This window comes from Fluoribacter dumoffii NY 23, assembly GCF_000236165.1.
Classification (GTDB): domain Bacteria; phylum Pseudomonadota; class Gammaproteobacteria; order Legionellales; family Legionellaceae; genus Legionella; species Legionella dumoffii.
Genome location: NZ_CM001373.1, coordinates 866,815 through 892,605 on the forward strand (window position 1 = coordinate 866,815; position 25,791 = coordinate 892,605).

The window sequence follows — 25,791 nt, forward strand, 5'->3', positions numbered from 1 at the left end:
TTAAGAGATTTATGATGCAATTTATCGATTTAAAAAAACAGTATTCAATAATAGAAAACGAAATCTTAGCGAGTATTAAAAACGTTTTGAATCATGGCCAATATATTATGGGGCCTGAAATTGCCCAACTTGAGAAGCAATTAGCTGAGTTTATTGGTGTGAAACATGTCATTGTTAACTCAAGCGGAACTGATGCCTTGTTAATGGCCTTAATGGCTTTGGATATCAAGCCAGGTGATGAAGTAATTACCACGCCTTTCAGTTTTTTTGCGACCACGGAAGTAATCAGTCTTTGCCAGGCAAAACCCGTTTTTGTGGATATTGATCCTCGCACTTACAATATGGATCCTGCCAAACTAGAAACTGCAATTACCAGCAAGACCAAAGCGATAATGCCCGTTGGTTTATATGGCCAATGTGCTGATCATGATGAAATAAATGCCATTGCGGATCGTTTTGGTATTCCTGTAATTGAAGATGCAGCACAAAGTTTTGGAGCAACTTATAAAGGAAAATATTCTTGTGCTTTATCAACTATTGGTTGTACCAGCTTTTTTCCCTCGAAGCCTTTAGGCGGATATGGCGATTCCGGTGCATGCTTTACTGATGATGATGATTTGGCCAAAAAACTTATCGAGATAAGAATTCATGGCCAAAATGCACGCTATTGCCATAACCGTATAGGGATTAATGGTCGAATGGATACCATCCAGGCAGCAGTTTTAATTGAGAAATTAAAACTTTTTCCTGATGAAATCATCATGCGACAAAGGGTTGCGGCAAATTACGATGAAATGCTATCCCCATTTGTAAAAACACCCTTTATCCATAGCTATAACACCAGCGTGTATGCTCAATATACTATTGAAGTAAAGAATCGAGATGCATTCCAACAGTCAATGAACGAGTCCGGAATTCCAACCGCAGTCCATTATCCAGTCCCATTGCATCAACAAACTGCTATGGCTTATTTAGGTTATAAATTGGGTGATTTTCCCCATGCAGAATTTGCAAGCAGTCGCGTTATAAGTTTACCCATGCACCCCTACTTGCAAGAGGCGGAACAACAGAAAATTGTTGGAGCGGTTAAAAAGGCTTTACAAATGCATGAAGAAGAGGCGCTTGTCTAGATATGACTACGAAATTGATTGTAGCTCTTGATTTTGAGAGCGAACTTGAGGCTTTAAAGTTAATCGATAAGCTTAATCCGGAAAGTTGTGCCTTAAAAGTAGGGAGTGAACTTTTTACACGACTTGGTACCCATTTTGTAGAGCAATTGGTTAAAAAGCAATTTAAAGTTTTTTTGGATTTAAAGTTTCATGATATCCCCAATACGGTTGCAAAAGCTTGTAAAGCAGGTGCTGAATTGGGTGTATGGATGATGAATGTTCATGCTGCTGGTGGAATGAAAATGATGGAGGCAGCAAAAAAAGCAATCGAGCCTTATGGAACCGACCGTCCGATACTCATAGCGGTAACTGTTTTAACCAGTTTCAATCAAAATGAATTAATGTCTATTGGCATCAATACCCCCATTATTGAACATGTTAATAAATTGGCAGTATTAGCCAAAGAATCTGGTTTAGATGGAGTCGTCAGTTCTGCCCAGGAAGTGAAAACAATTAAAGCCGCCTGCGGCAGTCAATTTATTACTGTCACCCCTGGTATAAGACTTACAAGTGATTCAAAAGATGATCAATCCCGGGTGATGACCCCAAAACAGGCTCTCAACGAAGGAAGTGATTATTTGGTAGTTGGACGTCCAATCACCCAATCACCAAATCCGCAATTAGTTGTTGCAGAAATTCTAAAGGATATTCAAGGATTATAACTCTTTAAAGCCTGGTACTCCAAAGTGAAAAACCAGGCTTTCCTAAGTCCCATAAAGCGACAAAATTCATATACTTCAGATTCAATTTCAATCAATCAGTAGTTTTAGATTCTCATTAGCTCTATTTAATTTCATATCAATATATGTTACTTATATTTGTAATGGAAACAAAAATATGCATCCGGTCGTTAACCTGTAATGGTGATGGAAAAAAATCGAGGTAAATAAAACAAGATTTCAGCAGAATAGGAGGCAATATTGGGAATAGACGTAAAACAAAATTGCTGAATGAGTTAATGGAATATCATAACTTAAGGATAAGTAATGACACCTCAACACGTAATAAGTCAGTTGCTTGACTCTGACTCAGCCCAATACACTCAAAATCTGGATTTATTAAAAAAAATTATTATTACCGCCTTTTTAGGGAGGCTGCAGATCAATGGTCTGCCACCAGATAATAAAATTGCTTTGGGTAATTATTTATTTGATAACGAGCAAATGATGTTCGATTTTACCCGTCTCAGTGAAGAAAAAAGAGCGTTATTTATGCAATGGTTTTTGGAACCCCATCAAGAAAACAAGACTAAAGCTTTTTTAAGAGGGGTTACCGTAAATGAATATCGTGGTTTTACAGCTGAAGTCCCCTTGACTTGGTGGGGAAGGATATTGAGTTGGTTTCACGGGCAATATTTAGAGTATTGGAAAATCAGTGATTTGGATTTATCACTGAAAAAAATATCCAATTATCAATTGACTGGTATTGAAATGTGTCATGGAAACCATGGAGTATTGATTGGTTTCAATCAATTCCTTGTTCCTGGAACAGGAACAAAGTACAAAGATACGAATGATCCCCAACAAGAACCCCTGGGAAATACTAAACGGGTTTTTATCACAGATAAATTGGTCGAGCAGCTTACTTCTCTTAATATAAAAAACATCAAATTTGAATCAGTTTGTAAAAGTCCACATCCCCAATCTATAGAAGTAACTGACCCTCAAGAGCGCCTTGATAAAATGCATGATTATAGATCAATGCAACGGTTTAACTCTGCGCCGCCTTGGTATGTGCGAATTTGGAACTGGCTATTTCCATGGTGGAATGAGCAAAGAATTAAAAGTAAATCCATTAAGGAAAAACAAGTTGTTTCATTATATGAAACAAAAAAAGTAGAAATATTTCGTTTTTTAAAATCCCATGAAATTTTGGTCCGAGAAAGAAAACCTGATATTGAAAATATAGTTTTTTGTGGTGGCGGTGCAAAAATTTTTGCCCATATTGGTGTTTGGAAAGCGCTCAATGAAGCAAAAATATATCCTCAAAAGTTTGCTGGGAGTTCTGCAGGCGCCATCATGGCTTTAATGTGTTATCTAGGTTTTTCTGCGAGTGAAATTGAGGAGTTATTCAAACATTTTAAACATGAACATCTGGTGCATTTTGATATTAATATTAATGGAATTTCAGAGGCTCATTCCTTAAAAACTGCGCTGGATTACGCGATCGCATATAAATTAAATAAAATTGTTTCCCAATATAAAATCCCTTATCCGGAAGGAAAAATTACCTTTGCGACCCTGGAAGAGATAAGGAAAAAATGCCCTGAATGTGGAATTGGAAGAGAGTTAGTGGTTACAGCTACAAATAAACGCCAGGCTAGAACAAGATATTTTTCCTTGTTACATTCCCCGGATTTTGAGGTAAGTGAAGCAGTTAAAACATCAGCAAGTTTCCCTATAGTCTATAGATCAACGATTATCGATGGAGAGGAACATAATGATGGCGGTGTATTAAACAATTTCCCTACAGAGGCGTTCTCTGATGATCATAGCACCTTACTCGAATCAGAGTATGGTAATAATTTACGAGTATTAGCGGTAAAGTTCGATGATGGACCTGAACGTAAGGCAATAGATCGTGTAATGGATAGGGTTTACAGGGAAAATCTCGTATTAAATTGGATTTATAGACTGTTAACTGGAGTGAGTGACCCTGCCAGTGGTTGGGAAAAAGATCGTTTGAAATTAAGAAAATATGCCTGCCAGTCTGTTGTAATCAACGTTGATAACGTTTCTAGTTCCTCATTTACAGTAGGTGAGGAAACCAGAAAAAAAATGATTGATTCAGGTTATGAAGAGACCAAAAATTACCTGGATATGCGCTATCACAAAAATGAATCTGAGGAATATGAAAATGAAGAGTTTATGTATGAGACGTTCAGCTCTTTAGGTGAATTACTTTCATACTGTTGTTATCGAGGGGATAAGCAATGGTTTGAAAGAGTATATCAACTTATTGAAAAATCAACTGCTCCTAATCGAAAGGAATTAATGCAACAGGCTCAGGAACTTAGGGCACTTTATTTCAATTCGGGGTCTCATTCACCCAAAAACTACCCACAAGATGACAACTCCCTGACTTTTTTTGGAAATGAGGTACTTCAGTCTAACCCATCGAACAAAAGAGAAAACTATAAAATTTTATTAGCTGTATATCCAGTTTTTTTAAAGTTATCTCAGTCTTTACTAAAGGACAACACGGATAAAAAAATCTTTGATTATGCGCGTCATTCCTTTTTACTAAGAGATCCTTTTGCCTGCCTGGAGCATTTTGCCAAAATTCGCAATGATACACATCTGATTTTTCATATTGTAATTAATTTATTGAAAGAGCTTCGAAAAAATCACAATAGTAAAGAGATATATGAGTCATTTAATCAAGTGTTTGATTTACTTAATGATGGCACTATCCTTGATAAAGAAGAGTATTTTGCCCGCTGGGATTTATCTTGTCACCAATGCTTTCGAATGCTCCGTATATTGAATAAAGACGGTAAAATTAATCCTCGCTTGCTTCGCTCCTTAAGTAGAAGAAATGAACCCATGCAAACAGTAGTGTCCGGTGTTTATCTTGAAGATCTGGAATATAGCGATTCCGAATCTTCTGCGAATTGTGCTTTTAAGTTGTAATATTATGGGATTACATGATAATTTACCGGCCCAACTCGCACGTTACTTAACATGGATTATTGTTCATATATATGAAAATAAAAGGCTTTACTTTTCTGGAATTACTTATAACAATGACCTTATTTATAGGTTTATCAACAATAGGAATTGCTTCATATACTTACTTTATTAATAAAAATGAGCAACAAACACTAATTGATGAACTACGAATTGCTATTCAGTATGCTAAAATCCAGGCAGTCATTATGGGTAAACCTGTTTCCCTCATGCCTTTAGAGGGAGCTTCAGACTGGTCAAAAGGTATCGTTTTGTGTCATCTTAATAAACGGACAAATCAGTTGGAGCGTATTTATCAATGGCAATGGCATCATCTTCGTTTGAGCTTGAGCTGGGAAGGAACCGGCTCGAGAAACAAGCTCACTTTTTCAAATTTTCCTGGCCAAGCAATAAGTAATGGGCATTTTATTCTAGTGAATAAAATTTACCATACGCAAACAAAACTTATATTAAATCGTTTAGGACGAATAAGAATCAGCAATAACTTGTCGCTGCTGCGTTAATTTTGTAAGATCACGTTGAAATATATTTTCTCATAAGTAGTTACTATCCATGCCTATTAATATTAAATCTATTTTTAAAATTAATGTATCAAGTTCTGAACCTCTTACAGAGTGGCTTAATCACCCAAATTCTTTAACCGATAAATTGTACCAAATAAAAGGTGATGCACGAATCCAGCTTCTTTCACAATCTTGGACATATACTGACTGGTGGGATAGATATCTCCTGCAAATTCCAGATGAAAAGGTTTTTCAGCGAGAAATCATTATGAAAAGTCATGGGATTCCGTATTGGTATGCTCGAAGTATTATTCCTAAAAAATGTTATGAGCTGGATCCCGTTTTTTTTGGGCGCTTACAAAACGAATCCATAAAAAACTTAATCTTCGATAGAGAAAAAGTAAGCCGTTTACAGTGCATCAATTACCCTGTCGATCAACGATGTCTAGAATATTATTGGGTGAAAAAAAACCTGGATGTTACTGGTGTCCTTTGGCTTCGACTAGCGGAATTTTCATTTCAGCACAAGGAGTCATTTTATTTGGTTGAAATTATGTTACCTGAACTCGAGACTATTACCCCATGAAATGGAATGCCTACTGGCGACTAATGCGCTTCGACAAGCCTGTGGGAATTTTATTACTCTGGTTTCCAACAGCATGGGCTTTATGGCTGGCAAATAGGGGAGTACCCTCGATCAGGCTGTTTACTCTTTTTTTGTTGGGTACAGTACTTATGCGGGCGGCCGGGTGTGTAATCAATGACATTGCTGATCGAAATATTGACAAGCATGTTGCCCGCACGAAGCTGAGGCCTTTAACTGCCGGGGAAGTGAGTTTGCCAGAAGCGTTTCTTTTATTAATAGGGCTGCTTTTAGCAGCCTTATTCATATTGCTTCAATTGCCACGGAACTGTTTTTATCTTGGATTAATTTCTTTATTCATTTCTTTCCTCTACCCATTTTGTAAACGCTTTCTTGATGCACCTCAATTGGTTTTGGGGTTGGCGTTTTCTATGGGAATACCTATGGCTTACGTGGCTTCCGGTTTAGCGTTATCGAGTGAATGTTTTTTATTATTTGTAATAAATTTTTCATGGATACTTGTCTATGACACGATGTATGCTATGGCTGATAAAGCCGATGATTTACGAATTGGTGTCAAATCTACTGCTATTTTCTTTGCTGATTATGATCGGTTAATTATTGGGGTTTTACAAGGGATATTCCATAGTTTATGGATATATTGGGCCTTGATAAACCACGTAAATTTATGGTTTTACATTTTTTGGTTTATCGCGGGTACAGTTTTGATTTACCAACAAAAACTGATTAGGAAAAGAGAACCTAAAGATTGTTTTAAAGCGTTTATTGTAAGTGGATACTATGGAGCATGGATGTGGTTGGCTGTTGCTGTATGAGGATTGCAGAAAAATAAAAAGCTTCTAAAATAAAACTACGCGCAGAACTACCAATCATTTTAAATCCACCCGGCGATACTTCTAATATCTTATATAAAACGCACATAATATATTTTATAATTAGGCTTTCTGTAAAAGGATGTTTTTATGGCTTATCCCCTATATATTCTGACAGATTCTCCTTATATAAATTCCCAAGTTAAAGGACAATCGTTCACAAACTTGGAATCTCTACTGCAAAATAACCAATTTTCAGAACAACAATCCCGCAAGATAATTTATCGAATACTGTGTCAAGATGAAAAAGAGCGTGATGAAATTCTTGAAATCTTGAGTAAGCATGAGGAAGTAAATCTGAAAAAATATAGTTCTTCCGTTTGCATCCTTATGCCAGGAGAGAATAGTTTAGAGTTTACACGGTTATCTCAGGGTAAAGATATACTGTGGGGTAAGGATTTTGAAGAAGCCATGCAAGGGAAGGCCGAAAAAGCAATCCATGTTTTGCAACAGTATCACCGACCAATAGGCTGGGATGTAATTTCCGCAATAATAATTGCAAACGCAGCTGATCCTATACTGCAAAATTCAGTTGATTATTGGTTGGAAAAAAGACAATTATCATTACACAGAATGGCTTTGCGGCACGAAGGACTGGCCAGGATTATATTCACTACTGGTTTAGCGAAACAGGTTACTGGAGAAGAGTTAGGGGCGTTGATTAAAAAACACTCTCAACTATATCGAGAGTTAGCTGAATCGGGACAACTGGACTCTAATGCAATTCTTGACCGAAGATTACACTTACAGATAAGTGAAAAAATTCAAAATGATTCTGTTCTTGGTAAGAAACCTGTTGTGATTACACATGTACAAATGGTACATGATGCGATTAGTGAAGATTTTTATTCTATTTGGGAAGCCTCTGAAGATAAAAACATAATCAATCTTAAATTAAAAGAAGAAGTTGCTTATTCTCAATTTAAAGTCGCTCAGCTCATTTTGAAAAATCCCCAAAAAGTCATTGTCTTGGAAGGACTGGATCATAAGATTACTTCGGATGAACAGGACATAGTAAGTAAAGAAACAACGGATGATATAAGAGCAAATTTTCCAAACGGAATTCCAGAATGCTTTAATAAACTCTCTGATGTACAAAAAGATTTACTAAGGGTTAATACGGCACCGGTTGTCTTACTATGCCTTAATAAAATTCCAGTTGTTTATCCTTCAACTACACCTGAGCTGGCAAAAAAGCTGTATACGGCAATCGATGAGGCAACCAGCAGAGGAAATCTTTTGGGTGAGCTTAAAAAAATTGAATCAGATTTTCGTCCTGAAAGGGAACAATCGGCAATTGCTTCTTGTTTGGCGGCAGCTAGAGAATCCGAAAATTTTGAAGTATTTCTTGTGTTTGGAGGATTGCATAAATTTTATCAATATCAACCTGAAGATAATTCATATTATATGACCCCACCAGAAAATATGGACGCCTCAGATCTATTAACTAGAGAAAGTAAGATGTCAGTAAATTCAGATACAATAAATCCGTTTCTAAATGGGGAGGACTTTGTCTCTAAATTTAAAAAAGAAATCGCAAACTTCAAACTGGTTGATATAAATCTTGATGAGAATAAACAATTTAAATTGGATTAATTGTCGGATTCTATTAAAAATATAAAATAAACCGTTAACTACTTTTTTCCATTCATTGAATTAAGGGGACTTGGAAAAAAGTAGTTTTTCAAAGATTATTAAACAGGAGCTTACAAACGCTCCTGTCATTTAAAAAGTCTCACTGCCATTGTCTGCTACAACCCGAGTATGTTTTCCATAGATAACAAGAATCTTTTGTTTTGTTTTCAGTTTGAGATCTTCAGACTGTACTACGGAAATAATTCCCCCGGAACTTAATTTAATAACGTACTCAACACCACGTGTTTGACTGTAGCCATTATCTACAAAACTGTTGGTGGTTGTACTATTAGTCATATTAGTCGAATTGCGGTGTAAGTTCACAGGACGTTTTGAAATAATTGTACCAGGAATTACTTTTTTAATTTTTCCCACTTCGCTTGAATCATACTCACCTGGAGGTAAAGTATTATTACAACCAGATAGTATCAAACCGAAGACTAGTATTAAAAAAGACTTAAGTAGCGTTTTTCGATTCATAATGCTTAAACTCCAGTTAGGAATGTGCCTTGAATAACAACCCACGCTATTTCCTAAAGGTTAGGGATATCATTCGAACCACATCATCAATTAAATTTTACGGCTGCATGAGTATAACTGAGAATTAAATGATTTTTAACAACTCATCTAACAAGCTGCTAGCGCCAATTCGAAACCAGCTTTTGTTAATGTGTTTATTCAATAATAATTCTGAAAGTATGGCATAAGAATACGCTTCATGAGCAGATTTTATACCCCCAGAAACTTTTATTCCACAATCTGCTTTGCTTTCTTTAATTGCGCTTAAAATAGCAAAAGCTGCAGATAACGAAGCACCTGTAGGTAGTTTACCTGTAGATGTTTTTATAAAATCACAACCTAATTCAATCAGTTCATGACTTGCGGTGTACACGGATTTCATATCAGGAAAAGCGCCAGTCTCAAGAATAATTTTTAAAGTAAGATGGTTTTGCCTGCACAGCTTTGAAATCACACCACATTGACCTAATGCTTTTTGTTTTTCTCCTTGAAGATACTGTTGATAAGGAAACACATAATCAATTTCTGCAACACCCATTTGCATCGCTTTTTTTATAGATCCAAGGGAGGAGTCCAGGTCCTCAGCACCTTGAGGAAAATTGACTACAGTTGCTAAAGGAATTGAATTATGGCAGGAGAACTGATCCAAATGGTTTAAGTAAATGCATAGAGCGGCAACCTCATTTTGATTTGCTTTGTTTTTTAATCGGGATAACGATTCCGTTGTTGCATGCTCATCCAACAAGGTGAGATCAAGGGTATGAATGAGTTGCTGGGCAGAAATGTCTCGGTGAGCATAGCTGCCAAGCAAGACTTGCATGACTTGATTAAAATGAATTTCCAAACTCACTTTAAGCTCGCGATGTAGTGTTTCAGAAGGAGATTCAATTTTTCGGCGGCACTTTCTGCCATTGCCACTACGGATTCATGACTATGGGCCGTTTTTGAAAGGCCGGTTGCATAATTGGTAATCATGGCAATCACTGCCACATGCATTCCACAGTGGTTTGCAACCAAGACTTCAGGAACTGTTGACATGCCAACAGCATCTGCTCCCCAGATTTTAAAGGCTCTGATCTCTGCAGCGGTTTCATAGTGGGGTCCTAGTACAGAAATATAGACTCCCTCACTCAGTTTTATCGAGTTATTAGCAGCAATTGATAATAAATCTGAACGCATTTGCTTATCATAAGCATTGTCTAAAGGATAAAATCGCGGTCCAAACTCATCATCGTTAGGACCCATTAAAGGATTGCTAGGTTGCAAATTAATGTGATCCGAAATGAGCATTAATTCTCCAGGTCCAATATCTTCTCTTAAAGAGCCCGAAGCATTGGTAGCGATAAAATAATTGCAACCCAAAAGTTTTAGGGTACGAATATAGGTTTTGACAGTTTCATAGTTTTCTAATCCTTCGTATGTATGAGCTCTTCCTTGTAAACAGACAACGCCTACCTTGTTCCAATATCCAAGAATCAGATTTCCACCATGCCCTTGCACGGTAATTTTGGGAAAACCGGGCAAATCTTGATAACTAATGGATATTGAATCTTGCAATTCTTCAGCGAATTTTCCTAACCCTGAACCCAGAACTATACCAACAGTGGGTTTAAATGAAGGGTAAAGTTTTTTAATATGGTTTGCTGCTAAGTGAGCATAGTTCTGCTTTGGTGCAGTATCTGTCATACAAATCTTCCTATTATACTAAGAGTTAAAATCAAATTTAAAAGCCAGAGGCAGAAGTTCATTAATTGTTAAACTACGCAATATCGAATCTTTATTACATAAATGAATCAGGGTATCAGGTGTAGAAAATTCATATATTCTTTGCCTGCAAGCACCACATGGTGAACACAATGAATTTGTGCCAGCAAGGACTACCATACTTTTAATACGCTGTTCCCCTGCAGAAACCATTGCTGAAATCGCTGAGGTCTCTGCACATACGGCCAAGCCATATGAACTATTTTCCACATTGACTCCCGTGTATAAATTGTCCTTATCCGTACAAATACAGCAGGCAACACTAAATTTAGAGTACGGTGAGTATGAATGGGCAAGAGCCTGATATGCATTTGAAATCATTTTCGTAGTTTGTGAATCCATAATTAAATCTCAAAAAAAATTTATTCATTAAATTATAAAGGAGTATTACAACAAGAACCAAACTCTCTTTGCGAATCTTGATATTCCTGCTCTTCCAAAAGGTCAGACGATTCAGGAGATAAATGATTTTTCGTCTTTTCTGATCTCCAGTTTAAACTTTTCCAATAGCCTGGTTCTGGTGCCTCCGTAAGCTCTAGAGAATCAGAAGGGCCTAGTGAATCCCCCATCTGTGCATAACTATCATTTATCTCATCTTGTGTGAGATCGCTAAAGGTCGATTTTAACCAAAATTCAAAGGCTAATGCTCCCATTCCTGTGCAAATGATTAATGAAAATATAGTAATAGGTATTGCCGCAGGGGGAAATAAAAAAATAAGGGTAGCTGAAGCGGCAGTTACTAACGTCATAACCGAGGATGTTATTGCGTAAGATACATAAGCCTCTTGTCGAGAATAGGATGACTTATCATGCGGTTGCGGGGGGTTTTTTAACTTATGAATTTCCCCGATAGTCCATATAATATTACCTAAAAGAAAAAGCCAGGCAGCTGGAGGTAATAATGCCGGTAGAAAAACCGCTGCAACGCTGATAATTGTTGCGGTAAAACCTATAAATGAAGAAAGCATGAATTGTTCTTTAATTTGGGCAAAACCATACCATTTTAAATGATGTTCTCGGTGATCAGGATGGAGCACAGAGGCTGTAAGCCACGAAAGGTAGGCTAGTAAATAGACCCCTAGCGAAATAAACCTGAAAGCAGCAGCTGCGAGTGGAAAAGGAATATATTGGAGCTTTGAAAGCAAAAAGCCAGTGAAGAAAAAAATACCACTTGCTTTCTCTAACTTTTGAGCTACGGTCATATGAAAATAATCCTAGGAACTCTAAACCGAAAAATTGTACCTTAATTAGTCAAAAAAAAACAGTTCCATTTCAAGTAATTAAAAGTTAATCCTCTATTTGAGCAGGAGAGATTGAGCTAGTCGGATATAACTGTATGTGTCTGTATTTTTCCGCGTTGCACCGCTGGCATGGAACTAAGGGTAATTCGCACAAGTAATCCTCCACCAGGGTTGTTTGAAGCCATAATTTTACCATGATGCAATTGTATAGCCCGAGAGGCAATGGCGAGACCTAATCCATATCCGCCTGTTTTTTTGGTTCTGGATGTATCTACTCTATAAAAGGGATTGAATATTCTCTCCAGCTGATCTTCTGGTACACCGGGCCCTTTGTCGCTGATGTCAATAAATACCTTTTCTTTTGTCTCGTCATGTTTTAATGAAACAATAACTTGTTCCTCATTTGTTGAGTAGTGTAATGCATTACGAACTACATTTTCTGTTGCCCTGTGAATCAAGCGTTCATCAATTACTAATTGGCAAGGTTCGATGATTCCTGCTTTGACTCCAGGTTTATCTCCACCAACTTCATAATTAGCATCTTCAATAATATTGAACAAAAGTTCAGAAAGATTGACTTCTTTCAAGTCAAGTTCAGTTGTCGATTTTTCCAAACGAGCAAAGTCTAAAACTTCTGTAATTAACGCATTTAATCGAGAACACTCAAGTTCCATACGATTAAACTCACTATCTGCTAAATGGTGTGTTTTGTTGCGGCCCAATTCAATGGCAATTTGCAATCGGGCAAGAGGGGAGCGTAATTCATGTGAAATATCTTGCAACAGTCTCTCTTTTGAGTGGACTATAGCTTCCAATTGCTCTGCCATACGATCAAATTCTTTACTCAATTGGGCTATTTCATCATTATGATGCCCTTTTAAACGGCCAACGCGGGTATTTAGTTTTCCTGTGGCGATTGATTTTGCCGCCATCCCCAAAGAGCGTAGGGGCTGTGTTAGGTAGCGCGATAAAAAATAGCAAATTAGGCCGCTGAAGAATGTGGCTAGAAAAAGACGGATAGCTAATCCAGCCCAAGGAACCCCAACAAAGTGGTAGATTGGTTTTTCACTAACCGCTGCTAGGCGATAAAATTTTCCAGATGTGGATAGAATTTCATGACTGACAATCAGTTTCCCTGATTTTAGAATACCTTCGCTCAACTGATCCTGAAGAAGGTTTTCTGCGACTTTTTTTACATTTTCCGGTGCTGCCCGGGTTCCAATAATTTCACCCGTACTGGTTAACAAATAAATAGACATATGTCTGGAAATGCCAATTTTATTCAACCATTTTAATAAAGCAGTCTGTCTTCCTGATTCATATGTTGCAACCGCAGCATTTGCATAACTGTCCATAAATAATTGTTCTTGTGCAGGAAGTGATGATTTTTGCACAATATGACTGATAATCCAGGCGGTTGTAAAAATGATGAGTACAGTTGCAAGCCAAAATGAAATAAAAATTTTCCAATATAAACTACGCATTAAACATATATCCAAAACCACGCACAGTTTTAACTATGGGCTCGCCTTGAGGATTGTCACCCAACTTGTTTCTCAAATTGCTGATATGGACATCGATACTTCGATCATATGCAGTGTATTTTCTGCCTAAAGCATACTCAGTTAGCTCTTCTTTTGAAAATGCTTGCCCCGGAGATTTAATGAGCATTTCCAGAATATTGAATTCTGCATTGGTTAGTTCAAGATAATTTCCTGCCAGGGTTACATGTCGTTTGGAGCAATCAACAACTATATTATGCTGTTCAATAATAGGTCGTGAAGTAGGAATTTTTTGGGTGCGTCTTAATATGGCACGCAAAGGCGCTACCAATTCACGTGGATTGCATGGTTTGGGTAAATAGTCATCTGCGCCAATTTCAAGGCCTACAATCCGATCTATATCATCACCCCGAGCAGTTAGCATAAGGATCGGGGTTTCTAAATGTTCGCGAATCGCTTTCAATACCTCAAAGCCATTTAGTTTGGGAAGCATAACATCAAGAATAATGGCATCGAAAGTCTGGTTCAGGGCTTTTTTTACGCCACTTTCTCCATCATGGACACATACAGCTTGAAAGCCTTCAGGTATCAAATATTGAGCTAATAAATCCGTCAGCTCTGTATCATCATCAACTATAAGAATATTACCATTCATACTTCATTATGCCTTACGTGTATCAATACATTCCATTAACTTTATTCTTCTGGCATCCGCATTGATAATTTTAAATTCGAATGAATCAATCGTAATGCTTTCCCCTCGTGAAGGCAAATGACCAAAACTATTCATTACGATACCTCCAATTGTATCATAAAATTCATCACTGAAATCTGCATTAAGCTGCTCATTAAATTCATCAATAGGCATATGGGCCTTAACAATATAATGTCCATCTTCATGTACTTTAAGGTAGGCATCTTCATCGATATCAAACTCATCTTCGATATCGCCAATGATTTGTTCAATAATATCTTCAATAGTTACAAAACCTGAAACCTCCCCGTATTCGTCCACAACAATAGCCATATGGTTTTTGTTGCTGCGAAACTCGCTAAGCAAGCTATCCAGGCGTCGACTTTCAGGAACAAAGGCAGCTTGACGACAAATATCCAATAAATTAAAGGATTCCAAATTAGAGGATTGGTAGCGTAATAAATCTTTTGCATGCAATACGCCAATGATTTCATCTGAATCCGCAGCGATTACCGGGAATCTTGAATGGCCGGTTTGGGTTACTGTGTTTATTATAGCGCTGAATTCATCGTCTTGTTTAATACAAACCATTTGATTTTTAGGCAGCATGATGTCGCGAACGCGCATTTTTGAGAAGGAAATAGCACCTTCTATCATTGCCAAAGTTTCGGCACTAATAAGAGAGCGAATTTGAGCATCTCTTAACAAACTAACAAGTTCCTCTTGGTTTTGTGGTTCTCCTTGTAAAAACTGCTTAAACCGAGCAAACCACGTACTATTATCTTCCTCTTTATTCAAGTTCATTACCCTCTGTGTCATAAGGATTAGGAAACCCAAGTTCAGCTAACAATCTAACCTCAATATCTTGCATTATGGCTGCCTCATCATCCTTAATATGATCATAGCCTAATAAATGCAATATTCCATGGATCAAAATCAATGCCCAATGTGCTTCCAGGGCTTTATTAAGCTGTTTACTCTCTTCCACCAGGACTTGCGGACAAATGATAACATCCCCTAAAAGGGGGCATTCAATTTGAATTTCAGGTGGAAGGGCACTGGGAAATGCTAATACATTGGTCGTCTTATTTTGTTTTCTGTATGTGTGATTCAAATAAATCATTTCATCCGGCATAACCAAGCGGACTGTAAGCTCAGCTTCCTTTCGGAAATCTCTTAGTGCCAGTGTGGCAAGCCGGGTTAATTCTTCTTCGCTAACAGGTAAGGACTCCTCTGTTGCATTTTGAATATCTATATAATAAGTCATTATTTTTTTCCTGTTGATGCATTATCGTAGCAGTCAACAATTTTAGATACCAATGGATGGCGTACTACTTCACGACTTGTGAAAGTATGAATACTGATTTCCGGTATTTTTTTGAATAATCCTACTGCATGCGCAAGGCCGGAATCAATACCTTTTGGTAAATCTACTTGGGTCATATCCCCAGTGACTACTGCTTTTGAGCCAAATCCTATACGGGTTAAAAACATTTTCATTTGCATAATTGTGGTATTTTGAGCCTCATCCAGAATGATAAATGATTCATTTAAAGTTCGGCCACGCATAAATGCCAAGGGCAATACTTCAATAATATCAGTCTGAATCAATTTTTGGGTTTCTTTAAAACCAATCATTTCGTATAAGGCATCATAAATAGGTCGTAAATAAGGCAATACCTTTTCCACCAAATCGCCAGGAAGAAAACCTAATTTTTCACCTGCTTCAACTGCTGGTCTTACAAAAATTAATCTTTGCACTTCACCTTTTTCAAAGCATTGTATTGCTTTAGAAACAGCCAGATATGTTTTTCCAGTCCCGGCAGGACCCACAGCAAAAGTTATATCAAAACGGTCGATCGAATCAAGAAAATCAGCCTGTTTGTTATTTCGTGCAACAATCGATTTTCGGCATAGTTTAACGTGATGAACATTATGAACCATTATTTTTAGGTTTTCCTCAATGAAATATATATATTAAAAGTATAGTATTTATTATACTTTTTTGACCCCGAAAAGTACAAACACGCTAGAATAGTGCAGAAAGCTCATCTTCTGCAAGATTTATGCTACAATCATTCTTTTTGATATAGTACACATTTCATGATTGATCTTCATTGTCATAGTTATTTTTCTGATGGAGTCTTGAGTCCAAAAGAATTAATCGAGAAAGCGCAGGCGCAAAAGATTAAGTGTCTGTCACTTACTGATCATGATACTATTGCAGGTTACCCCGAATTACTTGAAGCAGCTGCTGCAACCCCAATTAAAATAATCAACGGAATAGAACTTAGCGCCCGGTGGAAAAAACATGAGCTACACATCCTGGGTTATCAAATTAATCATACTCCAAGCCTCCTTGAGCTCATCACCCGGCAAAATCAAAGCAGGATAGAACGTGCACAGCAAATTGGTACGGCATTAGCTTCAATTGATATTTCAGATGCTTATGCAAAAGCATGTGAACTCGCAGGCCATAATCGGGTAGGGAGACCTCATTTCGCCCAACTTCTCGTTAACGAAGGGAAGGTCAAAGATCTTGCTGCGGCATTTAAACGCTTTTTAGGCAGGGGGAAGATTGCCTATGTTCCTACTCCCTGGATTAGTATAGAAGAAGCAGTGCAGGGTATAGTGGATGCAGGTGGTCAGGCAGTTATTGCTCACCCGCTTAAATACGGATTGACGCGTTCTAAATTGCATGAGTTAATTAATGAATTTAAAAACGCTGGTGGAGTGGGACTAGAAGTAGTCTCGGGAGAAATGACAGTGACTGAAGTTAATGAAATGGCGGCAACATGCCTTCGTTTTCATTTATTAGCCTCTTCAGGTTCAGACTATCATAGCGATAGAGCCTCTCGAACTCACCTTGGTTGTCAAAAACCACTGCCATTAAATTGTATGCCTATTTGGCATGAATGGAACATTTAACAGGGGACTTTATGAGTCAGTTTTTTGCATTACATCCTGACAATCCGCAAGCTCGTTTGTTGAGAAAGGCGGTAAATATTATTGAGGAAGGCGGCTTAATTGTTTATCCTACAGACTCAGGTTACGCATTAGGTTGTAGTTTAGGAAATAAGGCCGCGCTTGAGCGTATTAGAAAATTACGGCAATTGGATAAAAATCATAATATGACACTGGTTTGTCGTGATCTGTCCCAACTTGGCACCTATGCTCGAGTTTCAAACCCAATATTTCGATTATTAAAAGCTTTCACGCCGGGTTCATATACTTTTATTCTTAATGCAACACATGAAGTTCCTCGCTTAATGTTGCATCCCAAAAGAAAAACCTTAGGATTACGTGTTCCTGATAATATGATTACACTTGCACTTTTGGAATGTCTTGAAGCTCCCCTAATGAGTACGACCTTAATTCTTCCCGGTGCAAAAGCTCCGCTAAGTGAACCGGAAGCCATTCATGATCTTTTGGGGAATCAAATTGACTTGGTTATTGATGGTGGGAATTGTGGGCAAGAACCCACCACTGTAGTCGATTTAACTGGTGATTATCCAGTGATAATAAGGGAGGGCAAAGGTGATCCTGAGCCCTTTAAATAATTTATTTAATATTTAGAAGAGGATATTGATGTCAGCACTATTTAGTTCCAATAAACGAGTTGTTTCTGGAATGCGAGTCAGCGGAAGATTACATCTTGGGCACTACCATGGTGTAATTAAAAACTGGATTAAATTACAACATCAATATGATTGCTTCTTTTTTGCTGCCGATTGGCATGGTTTAACAACTCAATATGATGAGCCCGGTTTTATTGAAAAACATTTGTGGGATATGATTATTGACTGGTTGGCCTGTGGAGTTAATCCCGGTTTATCCAGAATATTTATTCAATCCTGGGTTCCGGAGCATGCCGAACTCCATTTACTTTTATCAATGATTACTCCCTTAGGATGGCTTGAGAGGGTACCCAGCTTTAAAGATCAGCAAGAAAAATTAAAGGAGAAGGATTTATCTACTTACGGTTTCCTTGGCTATCCATTATTACAAAGCGCTGATGTTCTCATTTATCATGCTGATTATGTCCCAGTAGGTGAAGATCAAGTTTCTCATATTGAACTGACACGGGAAATTGCACGCCGATTTAACCATATCTATGGCAAAGAACCCAATTTTGAAGAACTTGCTGCTGAAGCAATAAAAAAAATGGGTAAAAAAAATAGTAAATATTATAGTGAATTAAGGCGGCAATTTCAGGAACATGGAAATCATGAGGCGATTAAAACCGCACAAGCTCTTTTAGAGGATCAGGCGAGCTTATCTATTGGAGATAAAGAGCGTTTACTGGGTTATTTGGAAGGGAGTGGTAAAATTATTCTGCCTGAACCTCAACCGCTACTTACTGAAACCGCCAAAATGCCTGGCCTTGATGGGCAAAAAATGTCTAAGTCTTATCATAATACAATTATGTTAAGAGAGACCCCTGATCAGGTTGAAAAAAAGGTATTAACCATGCCGACGGACCCCGCGCGCGTCAAAAGAACAGATCCTGGCGAGCCGGAAAAATGTCCCGTCTGGCAATTCCATAAAATTTATTCAAATGATGAGCTGAAAGATTGGGTTCAGAAAGGATGCCGTTCTGCTGGAATTGGTTGTATTGATTGTAAGAGACCTGTTGTGGATGCAATTAATAAGGAATTAAAACCAATCCAGGAAGCGATCGCTGAATATGAAGCGGACTTAGGTTCCGTGAAGCGTATCGTTTCTGAAGGAAGTGAAGCTGCGCGAGAAGTGGCTTGTAAAAATTTAAGCACCGTCCGAGAGGTCATGGGGCTCGATTATTGACGATTGGTTGCTATGGCAAACCTTTAAAATCCTGGGCATAAAGAAAAAGCCCAGGCTTCACTTTGATTCCCCATTGATTGGAAGTGAACTGTGAAGGCGAATAAAAATGAGTGTTGTGAGCATGGATATTGAAATATCAGGCAAACCGGAAATAAAAGCGATAATTGATGGTAAGGAGCTTACAGAGTTTCCGGATGATTTATTTATACCTCCCGATGCACTTGAAGTATTGTTGGATTCTTTTAGTGGGCCACTTGATTTACTTCTATACCTCATTCGCAAACAGAATATTGATATACTGGATATTCCTATTGTAAGTATTACCAAACAATATTTGCATTACATTCAACTAATGGAATACAGGAGATTGGAGTTAGCAGCGGATTATTTATTGATGGCTGCGATGCTTGCGGAAATTAAATCAAGATTACTATTACCTGCTCCGCCTGCCAGTGAGGATGAGGAAGAAGAAGATCCCCGAATGGCATTGGTGCGAAAACTCCAGGCGTATGAACAAATAAAAACTGCAGCAGAATTGCTTGATGCACTCCCTCGACAAGAACGAGATCATTTTACTATTCAAGTAACACCTTCAGAACTTGAACGGATAATTGTTCACCCGGAGGTACAGCTAGAAGATCTTATTGAAGCAATGAAATCTTTAATGATAAGGGAAGAGCAAGTCAGCCATCATCGGGTTTCACGTGAGGCATTGTCTGTTCGTGAGCGTATGAGTCATGTTTTATTACTCCTACAGGAGCATAAAATGGTAGATTTTCATCAATTATTCTCGATCACCGAGGGACGAATGGGTTTGGTCGTTTCCCTGTTGGCTATTTTAGAACTAGCAAGACAATCACTTATTGTGATCATCCAAAACGAAGCATTTTCTCCAATACATTTACAGGCAGCATGAGATGGATGAAAAGGAATTAAAAAATATCATCGAAGCGTTACTTTTAAGTGCGAATGAACCTGTATCTCTTGAGAGATTATTGGAGGTTTTTGATGAGTGGCAAAGGCCAAGCAAAGAACATTTAAGTATTATTATTAATGACTTAAAAGAGGAATATGCCTCTCGATCGTTTGAGTTGGTTCAGGTTGCGACAGGGTTTCTTATCCAAACAAAAAAACAATACAGCAACTGGATTGCAAAAATGCAAATCGAAAAACCTGCCAAATACTCTCGTGCTTTACTTGAAACTTTAGCCATTATTGCTTATAAGCAACCAGTTACTCGTGCTGACATAGAGGAGTTGCGCGGAGTTACTGTAAACAGTCAAATAATAAAAACTTTATTGGAAAGAGAATGGATTCGTGTTTCCGGTTATAAGAATGTAGCAGGCAAACCTGCTGTATATACAACAACGAGAGAATTTTTAAATTATTTTAATTTAAAATATTTAAATGAACTTCCAACCTTACCCGAGGTTGTGGAGGCCTTAACTTTACACAACCCTAATGAAGAGTATATTACTGAATGAGCAGCGAAAGGTTACAAAAAATACTAAGCCAGGCAGGGCTTGGATCACGTCGGGAAATGGAGCGCTGGATAGAAAATGGCTGGGTACAAGTGAATGGAAAACCAGCAAAATTGGGTGATTCAGCGAGTGGTGAAGATAAAATTACGGTAAAAGGAAAATTAATCGCTAATCCACTTAGAGTAAGACAAAATGTACGCATTTTGCTTTATCACAAGCCCGTTGGCGAAATATCAAGCCGACATGATCCTAAATTTGAAAAAACAGTTTTTGATCATTTGCCGCATTTACGACAAGGTCGTTGGGTGCAAGTCGGACGCTTGGATTTAAACACTTCCGGATTGCTTATTTTTACTAATAATGGTGATTTGGCCAATAAATTAATGCATCCAAAATACGGATTAGAAAGAGAGTATGCCGTCAGGGTTCATGGTCAGGTTAACCAGGAAGCTTTAAATAATCTGCAAAAGGGGATTGAACTTGAAGATGGAATAGCTAAATTCACCCATTTGGAATTTCGCGGCGGCGAGGGTACAAACGCATGGTATCATGTCACCTTGAACGAAGGACGGAATCGAGAAGTTCGACGTTTATGGGAATCACAAGGTGTCGAGGTAAGCAGGTTAATTCGTATTCGTTATGGTATATTAACCATGCCAAGATTTCTGTCACGCGGACAATGTTATGAGCTTTCACCCAAAGAGGTTAGTGAGTTTTTAGCCTCTTTACCAAAAGAGTGACAATAAGATTTCAGTTGCATAACCCGGATTGGCAAAGCCTATCCGGGCTTAACCAACCCCATGCTATTGGGTACTTAAACAGTATAGTTTTTCTTGTCAAAAGGTTTTAGAGATTCCGTTATTTGCTCATACAATTCCGGAAGCCACCTGGGTTGGGCAAATGTAGACGTGGAAGGTTTTCCTTGCCGTAAATCATTGGGTGCAATAATAATCTGAATATGATCCAAACCAACACGGCGTGCCAAAATAAACAACTGATCAATAGCCAAATCACCTACAGCCAAACAACCTACGGACAGGTTTTTACCATGAATGAAAATATTATTTCCCAAGTTTCTTCTGCCATCCTCATATCCCTTTTGTTTATCAAAATTATTGGGGTAATTAATCATCATGGACAAATGCATACTGCTGAACGGGTTAAAATTAACAAGCCTATAAACTCCCTCTGGAATTTGTTTGTCATTTTCACGCAATTTGGGTCCTAGCCGTCCACTAAATCCGGTCAATGGATAATCATGGATATGTTTCCAAACTTGATTTGAATTTTTTGCCCAGAGCTCTACCTTTCTTTCTGATTTGAAAGCAAGTAAAGCAATATCTCGTGGAGGATAACTTACCCCGGCCTTGGAAAAATAAGATTTAAGCTGGGGTTCCACTCGTAAACCATAACGTTTTATTGCACGATCAACTGCTTGATCCCAATTGAGCTTGGGTGCCATGGAATGGCAATTAAAGCTTAGAATCATTATTAGTAGTGTTATAAAACTTTTCATATAAATATTAAAGCGATGAGTTGCAGGAATGTTATCAAATCTCAATTCAAAGAACAATTTAACCCCCAAGGATCTTAATCAAAACAGAGCTATGAAGTCTTATGTAAAATGTATTTAATTTTTTATTTAGAACATTAACTTTTATTTTTATTTTTTAGTAGCAATTGCTTTTTTACCGGAGCTGATAATTGCATTGTTATAAAATCAGGGCTGGTTGCCAAATGGCCTATAGAAGGTAAAAACCCATAATAATTCGGGCAAAGATACATGACTGAACTGTCGGGATCGATTTTATAAAAAACATATTTACTTCCACAATACTCAGGTTTTGTAAAAAGTGCTACCTGCATCACAGGTGTACCTTCCATTTTATTTTCTATGAAATAAGCATTAATCCAAAGGTTGGTTATCACTGTAATTGTTCCTGCAACCAGTAATGAATTTATTAATGTATAAGTATATTTGAAAGCTGGACCTCTAATACTCAAATGCGACATGATATGGAGTAACGCTATAAGTAAGATAATAAAATTAAATGAATAAATGCCAGCATTAAAATAGTTAAAATAGGTTCCGAAAATTTGATTTCCAGAAAACTGAAAATGAATGAGTAAGGCGATAAGGCTAAGCCATAAAGAAGAAATAATGTAAGAAATTGCGTTTTTTTTAATTCCAATAATAAAGAGTACTAGAGCAATTAATGGAAAAAAAACATGGATTAATTTTCCCAGTGTATACATTTGAGCCAAACTCTCAAAAATTAAAGGGGTATTTATGTAAGCTCTAGTTATAGCAGTATTTTTTACAGATGTATAGCTAATACGGAAAAGTCTAGTTAATTCTGGTTTGTAAGTGAAAAATCAGTTAAATAATTCACATAAGCATTACTATTTTTTTTCCTTAATAAGAATTAAATTAGGTTGGGTTGGATACATTGTTGTTTTAATCATCGAGTCAGGAATTCTAATTTGTTTCACTGCAAAAGGATTTTCAGACGGAAACATATACTGGAGTGGGCTTATTAAATTAGGAAAATACCCCTGGTTGCTCTTTTGCTTGTTTGGGCGAGTGGAGGGATGAATACTACCTATCCACAAGGGCTGGTTTGAATCCAATAAATTGTAATTTGATTCCCAAATTCTTAATTCAAGGATTAGATGATTTTGTTGATCGGTATAAGTCATCATTAGCATAGGAGCTTTATTTTCATATAGTTGAGTAAATAAGGGGAGTTTAACGCTGCCCGGTTCCTGATTGAAGCGCATAATTAAGTTAGAAAAAAATGTATCAGGGTGTGATTCCCATCCATTTTCTTCCAGAGTATTTTGCAATTGATCCAAACTGCCAGCAAATTGGATGTTTAATAAACTAATTCGTTTCCCTATCCTGCTGAACTGATAAATTGGAAGAATGGGTTTTTCCTCTTCCCACCATGTTCTTTCACTAAGAGTAAACTTTTTATAATAGGGTGTATGGTTATAAGATAAAGTTTTAAAATTTATATACGTTGATGCGACTGAAGCCATAAGAATCCCTACAAGCAGGGGGGAAATCATGAGTAATGAATGGCTGGTTTTTTTTGAAGGAATATTGGACTTTCTATAAATTAAACAGTGGATTAGGCAAATTGTTGTACCTAAAAAATAGGAAGCCAAAATATCGGTGAGCCAATAGTCTCCTAAATAAAGTGCCCCTAAGCCACTAAAGCCCAGGATAGTAATAACGATTGATCTGAGCATACTCGTGAATAATGCATAGGTACTATTGATGTAAAATAAAATAAAACCGTACAGTGCCGTAGCAATCAAAAGGTGTGTTGCAGGGAAAGAGGAGCCCTGAGGACTAACTAATATTCCTGGTGGCCTGGGACTATGAATAAAATAAGTAAGGAACAGGGCAATAATAGTTGTAAAAAAAAGAAGGCTGCATAGATAAATTATTGGAGTTCTATTTTTATGGAAAATAAACCAGCAGCAACAAATAACAAAGAAGATAACTAGGGTCGTTGTCGAAGTTAGTTGGGTGCAAAAAATAAAAAATGCTTTTAGCGTTAATGTGTTTATACTTTGTAAAAATAAATGGGTAGGAAGATTAATGTACACTAGTGATTGAGTGAAAACCGTTAATATCAGTAAAATGAGAAAACAGAGCAGACAGAGGAGCGTTAAGCTCACAAAAGACGCAGTATGATAGTGATTTGTTTCTTTTTTTGGCGTTAATAAATCATAAAAATAAGATAAAAAGGGTTTATTTTTAAATTTGAGCCAAAAATCATGTAAGTAGTGGGTTAAAAAGGAGTTAAATAATCGAACCAGCCGTTTTATAAATAATCCCAGAACCCAAAGTCCTGCAAGTAAAACAAGTATCAATACAAATAAACGCGTTGCACTTTCTGTTGATAATTCATGACTTGCTGCCCCGATTACAACACCAGGCATAACATATAATAGAGACCATCCAATAGCAGATAAGACATTGGCTACAAAAAAACGCCAGTGTTTCATATGCAACACGCCAGCAATAACGGGAATAATTGAGCGGAGAGGACCGACAAAGCGACCAATTAATACACTTTTTCCACCATGTGTGGCAAAAAAATCCTTGCCGTATTCTATCCATTTGGGATATTTACTAAATGGCCAAATTTCCGTCAGTCGATCACTATAATAATACCCTAAAATATAACTGAGACTGTCGCCCGCAACGGCGCCTAAAATAGCTGCCAATAAAGTAAGATCAATTCGCATTATTCCTGATCCGGCCAAAATACCTATTGCAGTCATAGTGACACTTCCAGGAACAATACTGCCGATAATGGCCAAGGATTCTGTTAACGAGATAAGAAATGTAATAAACAAAGACCAGCGCGGGTTATGTTGCAACCAATCGGTCAGTGGCTGTACGTAGTCTGCGAACAAGTTCATAATCTTCAGGGATAAAATTGTTCTAAAAAATATTGCACAAAATGTTTATTGACTTGCGCCATTTGGATCTCAGGAACGAAATGACTTATTTGGGTCATTTCCATTTTTGCAAATCCACAAGGATTTATTCCGGAGAATGGTTTTAAGTTCATATCAACATTGAGAGCAATTCCATGATAAGTACAGCCATTTTTTACTCTTAAACCTATTGATGCTATTTTTTGCTCGTTAACATATACTCCCGGTGCCCCGCAACGGACAGAGCCTTCAATTCGGTATTCTGCAAGGACAGAAATTAAAATCTGTTCCAATTTATTTACCAAAGACCTTACTCCTAAATTGTTTCGGCTGATATCCATTAAAACATAGGCAACAAGCTGACCAGGTCCGTGGTAGGTTACTTGTCCTCCGCGATCTGATTGCACTACCGGTATTGATTCAGGATTAAGAATGTGCTCGGGTTTTCCTGCCTGCCCTTGAGTGTAGACAGGAAAATGCTCCAGGAGCCAAAGCTCATCATCGGTATCTGCTTCACGAGTTTGAGTAAATTCCTTCATAAGCAGCCAAACATCATTGTAATTTTGAATACCTAGCTGTTTTATTTTCATTATAGAACCATTTTTACTTCTGGATGCTGTGTCACGGCTCTATAAAACGCATCAAGCATATCTTGATTTTCTGCAAAAACAGTCACTGTTATTGCTAAGTAATTAGAGTCTTTACTCAATTTATGAGTCAATGCATCTTCTTCAGTGTTAGGAAAGTGAGTGATGGTCATTTGCCAGATTTCCTCAAGAAAAACCGGCGAATTACTCCCTATTATTTTTATAGGAAAATAACAGGGAAATTCAATAAGAGTTGTTTTAGTCATCCTC

28 protein-coding genes are annotated in these 25,791 nt (G+C 37.5%); 13 read left to right on the top strand and 15 right to left on the bottom strand.

Annotated features, from left to right (window positions below):
* Window positions 1-14 precede the first annotated feature (14 nt).
* The 7 genes from KYQ_RS04065 to KYQ_RS04095 all read left to right on the top strand — a co-directional run bounded on the left by KYQ_RS04065 (window position 15) and on the right by KYQ_RS04095 (window position 8,433).
* Window positions 15-1,130, top strand: coding sequence for a DegT/DnrJ/EryC1/StrS family aminotransferase (locus KYQ_RS04065; RefSeq protein WP_010653845.1), 1,116 nt, complete (start codon window positions 15-17; stop codon window positions 1,128-1,130).
* A 2-nt stretch (window positions 1,131-1,132) separates the two neighbouring features.
* Entirely contained in the window at window positions 1,133-1,831 is a 699-nt protein-coding gene (gene pyrF, locus KYQ_RS04070; RefSeq protein ID WP_010653844.1) for an orotidine-5'-phosphate decarboxylase, read from the top strand.
* A gap of 324 nt (window positions 1,832-2,155) precedes the next feature.
* Window positions 2,156-4,801 (top strand): Dot/Icm T4SS effector VpdC, encoded by a 2,646-nt coding sequence (gene vpdC / locus KYQ_RS04075; protein ID WP_010653843.1) that lies wholly within the window; start codon window positions 2,156-2,158, stop codon window positions 4,799-4,801.
* Window positions 4,802-4,872: 71 nt separating this feature from the next.
* Window positions 4,873-5,361, top strand: coding sequence for a GspH/FimT family pseudopilin (locus KYQ_RS04080; RefSeq protein WP_010653842.1), 489 nt, complete (start codon window positions 4,873-4,875; stop codon window positions 5,359-5,361).
* 49 nt (window positions 5,362-5,410) lie between these two features.
* The gene (locus KYQ_RS04085; RefSeq protein WP_010653841.1) at window positions 5,411-5,947 is read left to right on the top strand and encodes a chorismate--pyruvate lyase family protein; all 537 of its coding nucleotides are present in this window, start codon (window positions 5,411-5,413) and stop codon (window positions 5,945-5,947) included.
* Entirely contained in the window at window positions 5,944-6,780 is an 837-nt protein-coding gene (gene ubiA, locus KYQ_RS04090; protein ID WP_029488981.1) for a 4-hydroxybenzoate octaprenyltransferase, read from the top strand. The genes KYQ_RS04085 and ubiA overlap by 4 nt, the downstream gene beginning before the upstream one ends.
* A 147-nt stretch (window positions 6,781-6,927) precedes the next feature.
* The gene (locus tag KYQ_RS04095) at window positions 6,928-8,433 is read left to right on the top strand and encodes a hypothetical protein (RefSeq protein ID WP_010653839.1); all 1,506 of its coding nucleotides are present in this window, start codon (window positions 6,928-6,930) and stop codon (window positions 8,431-8,433) included.
* A 129-nt stretch (window positions 8,434-8,562) separates the two neighbouring features.
* Here the strand turns inward: KYQ_RS04095 and KYQ_RS04100 are convergent, their stop codons facing one another.
* The 10 genes from KYQ_RS04100 to KYQ_RS18195 all read right to left on the bottom strand — a co-directional run bounded on the left by KYQ_RS04100 (window position 8,563) and on the right by KYQ_RS18195 (window position 16,136).
* Complete coding sequence (locus KYQ_RS04100; protein WP_010653838.1) at window positions 8,563-8,952, bottom strand: hypothetical protein; 390 nt, start codon at window positions 8,950-8,952, stop codon at window positions 8,563-8,565.
* 124 nt (window positions 8,953-9,076) lie between these two features.
* Window positions 9,077-9,841, bottom strand: coding sequence for a deoxyribose-phosphate aldolase (locus tag KYQ_RS04105; protein ID WP_010653837.1), 765 nt, complete (start codon window positions 9,839-9,841; stop codon window positions 9,077-9,079).
* A complete protein-coding gene (locus KYQ_RS04110; protein WP_010653836.1) occupies window positions 9,838-10,677 on the bottom strand; it encodes a purine-nucleoside phosphorylase in 840 nt (279 codons plus the stop codon). The genes KYQ_RS04105 and KYQ_RS04110 overlap by 4 nt, the downstream gene beginning before the upstream one ends.
* Before the next feature lie 18 nt (window positions 10,678-10,695).
* A complete protein-coding gene (cdd, locus tag KYQ_RS04115; RefSeq protein WP_010653835.1) occupies window positions 10,696-11,097 on the bottom strand; it encodes a cytidine deaminase in 402 nt (133 codons plus the stop codon).
* Between the two features lie 32 nt (window positions 11,098-11,129).
* Window positions 11,130-11,957, bottom strand: coding sequence for a hypothetical protein (locus tag KYQ_RS04120; protein WP_010653834.1), 828 nt, complete (start codon window positions 11,955-11,957; stop codon window positions 11,130-11,132).
* 116 nt (window positions 11,958-12,073) lie between these two features.
* A complete protein-coding gene (gene cpxA / locus KYQ_RS04125; RefSeq protein ID WP_010653833.1) occupies window positions 12,074-13,480 on the bottom strand; it encodes a two-component system sensor histidine kinase CpxA in 1,407 nt (468 codons plus the stop codon).
* A complete protein-coding gene (gene cpxR, locus KYQ_RS04130; protein WP_019349669.1) occupies window positions 13,473-14,153 on the bottom strand; it encodes a two-component system response regulator CpxR in 681 nt (226 codons plus the stop codon). Before cpxR ends, cpxA begins: the two co-directional genes overlap by 8 nt.
* 6 nt (window positions 14,154-14,159) lie before the next feature.
* Window positions 14,160-14,996: a CorC family transporter gene (locus KYQ_RS04135; protein ID WP_019349670.1), complete on the bottom strand. Its 837-nt coding sequence runs from the start codon at window positions 14,994-14,996 to the stop codon at window positions 14,160-14,162.
* The gene (ybeY, locus tag KYQ_RS04140) at window positions 14,983-15,459 is read right to left on the bottom strand and encodes an rRNA maturation RNase YbeY (RefSeq protein ID WP_010653830.1); all 477 of its coding nucleotides are present in this window, start codon (window positions 15,457-15,459) and stop codon (window positions 14,983-14,985) included. The genes KYQ_RS04135 and ybeY overlap by 14 nt, the downstream gene beginning before the upstream one ends.
* Window positions 15,459-16,136 carry a PhoH family protein gene (locus KYQ_RS18195; protein ID WP_010653829.1) on the bottom strand — a complete coding sequence of 226 codons (678 nt, stop codon included), beginning with the start codon at window positions 16,134-16,136 and terminating at the stop codon, window positions 15,459-15,461. The genes ybeY and KYQ_RS18195 overlap by 1 nt, the downstream gene beginning before the upstream one ends.
* A gap of 159 nt (window positions 16,137-16,295) precedes the next feature.
* On the opposite strand from KYQ_RS18195, the gene KYQ_RS04150 reads away from it, so the two are divergent.
* From KYQ_RS04150 to rluB, 6 genes are all read left to right on the top strand, one after another.
* Window positions 16,296-17,120, top strand: coding sequence for a PHP domain-containing protein (locus KYQ_RS04150; RefSeq protein WP_010653828.1), 825 nt, complete (start codon window positions 16,296-16,298; stop codon window positions 17,118-17,120).
* An 11-nt stretch (window positions 17,121-17,131) separates the two neighbouring features.
* Window positions 17,132-17,752 (top strand): L-threonylcarbamoyladenylate synthase, encoded by a 621-nt coding sequence (locus KYQ_RS04155; RefSeq protein WP_010653827.1) that lies wholly within the window; start codon window positions 17,132-17,134, stop codon window positions 17,750-17,752.
* Between the two features lie 28 nt (window positions 17,753-17,780).
* On the top strand, window positions 17,781-18,995 hold the full coding sequence (locus KYQ_RS04160; protein ID WP_010653826.1) for a tryptophan--tRNA ligase: 1,215 nt from the start codon (window positions 17,781-17,783) through the stop codon (window positions 18,993-18,995).
* A gap of 121 nt (window positions 18,996-19,116) precedes the next feature.
* Window positions 19,117-19,911: a segregation and condensation protein A gene (locus tag KYQ_RS04165; protein ID WP_010653825.1), complete on the top strand. Its 795-nt coding sequence runs from the start codon at window positions 19,117-19,119 to the stop codon at window positions 19,909-19,911.
* A gap of 1 nt (window position 19,912) precedes the next feature.
* A complete protein-coding gene (gene scpB, locus KYQ_RS04170; RefSeq protein WP_010653824.1) occupies window positions 19,913-20,479 on the top strand; it encodes an SMC-Scp complex subunit ScpB in 567 nt (188 codons plus the stop codon).
* A complete protein-coding gene (gene rluB, locus KYQ_RS04175) occupies window positions 20,476-21,216 on the top strand; it encodes a 23S rRNA pseudouridine(2605) synthase RluB (RefSeq protein ID WP_010653823.1) in 741 nt (246 codons plus the stop codon). The genes scpB and rluB overlap by 4 nt, the downstream gene beginning before the upstream one ends.
* 74 nt (window positions 21,217-21,290) lie before the next feature.
* On the opposite strand, the gene KYQ_RS04180 is transcribed toward rluB, so the two are convergent.
* The 5 genes from KYQ_RS04180 to KYQ_RS04200 all read right to left on the bottom strand — a co-directional run bounded on the left by KYQ_RS04180 (window position 21,291) and on the right by KYQ_RS04200 (window position 25,787).
* Window positions 21,291-21,965: a L,D-transpeptidase family protein gene (locus KYQ_RS04180; RefSeq protein ID WP_172461326.1), complete on the bottom strand. Its 675-nt coding sequence runs from the start codon at window positions 21,963-21,965 to the stop codon at window positions 21,291-21,293.
* Window positions 21,966-22,126: 161 nt separating this feature from the next.
* On the bottom strand, window positions 22,127-22,732 hold the full coding sequence (locus tag KYQ_RS04185; protein WP_010653821.1) for a type I secretion system protein LssZ: 606 nt from the start codon (window positions 22,730-22,732) through the stop codon (window positions 22,127-22,129).
* A 147-nt stretch (window positions 22,733-22,879) separates the two neighbouring features.
* Window positions 22,880-24,916: a bifunctional DedA family/phosphatase PAP2 family protein gene (locus tag KYQ_RS04190; protein ID WP_029488983.1), complete on the bottom strand. Its 2,037-nt coding sequence runs from the start codon at window positions 24,914-24,916 to the stop codon at window positions 22,880-22,882.
* A gap of 5 nt (window positions 24,917-24,921) precedes the next feature.
* Complete coding sequence (gene lipB, locus KYQ_RS04195; protein WP_010653819.1) at window positions 24,922-25,524, bottom strand: lipoyl(octanoyl) transferase LipB; 603 nt, start codon at window positions 25,522-25,524, stop codon at window positions 24,922-24,924.
* Window positions 25,524-25,787 carry a YbeD family protein gene (locus KYQ_RS04200; protein WP_010653818.1) on the bottom strand — a complete coding sequence of 88 codons (264 nt, stop codon included), beginning with the start codon at window positions 25,785-25,787 and terminating at the stop codon, window positions 25,524-25,526. Before KYQ_RS04200 ends, lipB begins: the two co-directional genes overlap by 1 nt.
* Between the last annotated feature and the right edge of the window lie 4 nt (window positions 25,788-25,791).

Bases quoted from the DNA above. Each gene is read 5' to 3' on its own strand.
- KYQ_RS04120 (WP_010653834.1), bottom strand. From the start codon at position 11,957: ATGACCGTAGCTCAAAAGTTAGAGAAAGCAAGTGGTATTTTTTTCTTC.
- cdd (WP_010653835.1), bottom strand. From the start codon at position 11,097: ATGGATTCACAAACTACGAAAATGATTTCAAATGCATATCAGGCTCTT.
- KYQ_RS04110 (WP_010653836.1), bottom strand. From the start codon at position 10,677: ATGACAGATACTGCACCAAAGCAGAACTATGCTCACTTAGCAGCAAAC.
- cpxR (WP_019349669.1), bottom strand. From the start codon at position 14,153: ATGAATGGTAATATTCTTATAGTTGATGATGATACAGAGCTGACGGAT.
- KYQ_RS04095 (WP_010653839.1), top strand. From the start codon at position 6,928: ATGGCTTATCCCCTATATATTCTGACAGATTCTCCTTATATAAATTCC.
- KYQ_RS04165 (WP_010653825.1), top strand. From the start codon at position 19,117: ATGGATATTGAAATATCAGGCAAACCGGAAATAAAAGCGATAATTGAT.
- KYQ_RS04180 (WP_172461326.1), bottom strand. From the start codon at position 21,965: ATGATTCTAAGCTTTAATTGCCATTCCATGGCACCCAAGCTCAATTGG.
- pyrF (WP_010653844.1), top strand. From the start codon at position 1,133: ATGACTACGAAATTGATTGTAGCTCTTGATTTTGAGAGCGAACTTGAG.
- KYQ_RS04160 (WP_010653826.1), top strand. From the start codon at position 17,781: ATGTCAGCACTATTTAGTTCCAATAAACGAGTTGTTTCTGGAATGCGA.
- KYQ_RS04100 (WP_010653838.1), bottom strand. From the start codon at position 8,952: ATGAATCGAAAAACGCTACTTAAGTCTTTTTTAATACTAGTCTTCGGT.
- KYQ_RS04185 (WP_010653821.1), bottom strand. From the start codon at position 22,732: ATGTATACACTGGGAAAATTAATCCATGTTTTTTTTCCATTAATTGCT.
- KYQ_RS04200 (WP_010653818.1), bottom strand. From the start codon at position 25,787: ATGACTAAAACAACTCTTATTGAATTTCCCTGTTATTTTCCTATAAAA.
- KYQ_RS18195 (WP_010653829.1), bottom strand. From the start codon at position 16,136: ATGGTTCATAATGTTCATCACGTTAAACTATGCCGAAAATCGATTGTT.
- vpdC (WP_010653843.1), top strand. From the start codon at position 2,156: ATGACACCTCAACACGTAATAAGTCAGTTGCTTGACTCTGACTCAGCC.
- cpxA (WP_010653833.1), bottom strand. From the start codon at position 13,480: ATGCGTAGTTTATATTGGAAAATTTTTATTTCATTTTGGCTTGCAACT.
- scpB (WP_010653824.1), top strand. From the start codon at position 19,913: ATGGATGAAAAGGAATTAAAAAATATCATCGAAGCGTTACTTTTAAGT.
- lipB (WP_010653819.1), bottom strand. From the start codon at position 25,524: ATGAAAATAAAACAGCTAGGTATTCAAAATTACAATGATGTTTGGCTG.
- KYQ_RS04150 (WP_010653828.1), top strand. From the start codon at position 16,296: ATGATTGATCTTCATTGTCATAGTTATTTTTCTGATGGAGTCTTGAGT.
- ybeY (WP_010653830.1), bottom strand. From the start codon at position 15,459: ATGACTTATTATATAGATATTCAAAATGCAACAGAGGAGTCCTTACCT.
- KYQ_RS04135 (WP_019349670.1), bottom strand. From the start codon at position 14,996: ATGAACTTGAATAAAGAGGAAGATAATAGTACGTGGTTTGCTCGGTTT.
- KYQ_RS04085 (WP_010653841.1), top strand. From the start codon at position 5,411: ATGCCTATTAATATTAAATCTATTTTTAAAATTAATGTATCAAGTTCT.
- rluB (WP_010653823.1), top strand. From the start codon at position 20,476: ATGAGCAGCGAAAGGTTACAAAAAATACTAAGCCAGGCAGGGCTTGGA.
- ubiA (WP_029488981.1), top strand. From the start codon at position 5,944: ATGAAATGGAATGCCTACTGGCGACTAATGCGCTTCGACAAGCCTGTG.
- KYQ_RS04065 (WP_010653845.1), top strand. From the start codon at position 15: ATGCAATTTATCGATTTAAAAAAACAGTATTCAATAATAGAAAACGAA.
- KYQ_RS04155 (WP_010653827.1), top strand. From the start codon at position 17,132: ATGAGTCAGTTTTTTGCATTACATCCTGACAATCCGCAAGCTCGTTTG.
- KYQ_RS04190 (WP_029488983.1), bottom strand. From the start codon at position 24,916: ATGAACTTGTTCGCAGACTACGTACAGCCACTGACCGATTGGTTGCAA.
- KYQ_RS04080 (WP_010653842.1), top strand. From the start codon at position 4,873: ATGAAAATAAAAGGCTTTACTTTTCTGGAATTACTTATAACAATGACC.